Origin of the sequence: Mesorhizobium sp. M5C.F.Ca.IN.020.29.1.1 (assembly GCF_003997375.1) — a bacterium.
Taxonomy (GTDB): domain Bacteria; phylum Pseudomonadota; class Alphaproteobacteria; order Rhizobiales; family Rhizobiaceae; genus Mesorhizobium; species Mesorhizobium wenxiniae.
In genome coordinates this window covers 1-1738 of sequence record NZ_RZSW01000879.1, presented here as the reverse complement: position 1 = coordinate 1738, position 1738 = coordinate 1, and the positions used below count along the sequence as shown (strand labels likewise).

The window sequence follows — 1738 nt, the reverse complement described above, 5'->3', positions numbered from 1 at the left end:
GACAGAAACTATTCCTTGACCTCAGCATTGGAGGGCGCCGCGGGCGCTCTGTTGCTGGTTGCAGCAGCGGGGATCGTGTTGCCGGTCCGTCCCTGGGAAGAAACGGATCAAGAAAGTTCAGTTTTTCATCCGCCGGACGTGGCTCTCGATCTGAAACCCAGAAGTGGCCCTATCGTGGCCAAGGTCGAGTATTTGATATCGGAGGAAAATATCGAGGCCTTTCTGGGCTACATGCGCACGCGGCGACACGTCCAGAGCCGTGCCGGTGCACGAAACTGGACGCTCCAGCGAAATCTGCAAACACCGTCACTTTGGACGGAGACATTCCGCACCCCCACCTGGATGGACTTTCTCCGCCTAAATCATCGACTCACCGCAGCAGATAAGGAAGTCGGCCAGCATCTCCTGTCACTGCATGAAGGAGAGCTGCCTCCGCAGACAGTGCTTTCGATTGAACGAACGACCGAGGCAATTCGTACCCGTACCTCGACAATCTTTTCTCGTCCTCCAAGATGACGCCAGCAAGCTGCTATCCAAGGACAGGGTGGATCACCGGTGCTTTGCAGAGCACAGCCTCACACCGAGAGCAGCGTGCTCCGAGTTGTGACTTTCGAGCGCACCCAGGCGAGATGATGGGAAACGCGGCGTCAAGTGGAAGTCCCCTGCATGCGCTTGCGGAGTCTTCTGCGAGAGCCCATGCCGACGAGCGCCAAACAAGGTCTGATGCCTTCCGAGTCGTGGCCTCAACTCATCGATTCGCGAGAAAAGCATCGAATGCAGCAGCAACGGCGCGAACAACAAAGCGGTGCTCCGGCCGCACGCGGATGAAGCCGTTTTCGACGTCCACGATCCCCTCCTCAGCCAGCGTCACCAAACGCTCAACTGAATCGAGAAAACGAGCTGGTTCGATTTCGTGGGCGGCACAGATGGTCGGCACGTCGGCCTCCAAATCGCACATCAGTCGCTCGATGATTGCTGCGCGCACCCGATCATCGTCGGTCAGACGGTGGCCCTTTGATGTCGCCAGACGTCCACTTGCGATGTGCCGGGCGTAAGAATCCCGTGTTACTTCGTTCTGAACGTACCCCTCGCCGACTCGGCCAATAGCCGACGCGCCGAAGCCGATCACGGTTTTGCAAGTATCGGCCGAGTATCCCAGCGAATTACGCCGCAGGCGCCCGGTCTTCTGCGCTAGCGCGAGTTCGTCGTCCGGCAAAGCGAAATGATCGAGCCCGATCTCCCGGTAGCCGGCGCCAACCAGTGTCTCGGCGACAGCTGCAGCCTGTTCGGCGCGAACATCGCCGTCCGGTAGACCTGCCTGCTCGATTAGGCGCTGATTCTTTATCACGGAAGGAATATGCGCGTAGCCGAACACCGCAAACCGGTTGGGGCGCATGGCGACCGCAGCCATCGCGGTCTGGATGCAGGACTGCACAGTCTGTTTCGGGAGACCGAAGATGAGATCGAAGTTGATATGGCCAACGCCATGCCGGCGGAGATTTTCGACGGCAGCGGCCGTCTGCACCTTACTCTGGATCCGATTGATCGCCTTTTGCACATCGGGATCAAAGCTCTGCACGCCGATGCTCGCGCGGTTGACACCGGTAGCTGCCAAGGCTTCGGCCATTTCCGGTGTGAACGTTCGGGGATCGATCTCCACGGCGATCGCAGCAGTTTTGCTGAAAGCGAAGTGGCGGCGTAGAAATTCCATCAGCGCCAAGTGCTCGGCTGGCCCGAT

At 59.0% G+C, this 1738-nt stretch carries 2 protein-coding genes; one reads left to right on the top strand and one right to left on the bottom strand.

Translation table 11 applies throughout. From position 1 onward, the window contains the following. The coding region (locus EOA85_RS34565) for an MFS transporter (RefSeq protein WP_206523458.1) at positions 1-516 on the top strand (516 nt) is incomplete at its 5' end. A 232-nt stretch (positions 517-748) separates the two neighbouring features. Here EOA85_RS34565 and EOA85_RS34560 read toward each other — a convergent pair. After that, positions 749-1738 (bottom strand): radical SAM protein (locus EOA85_RS34560; RefSeq protein ID WP_127212666.1); only part of this gene is annotated, 990 nt, incomplete at its 5' end.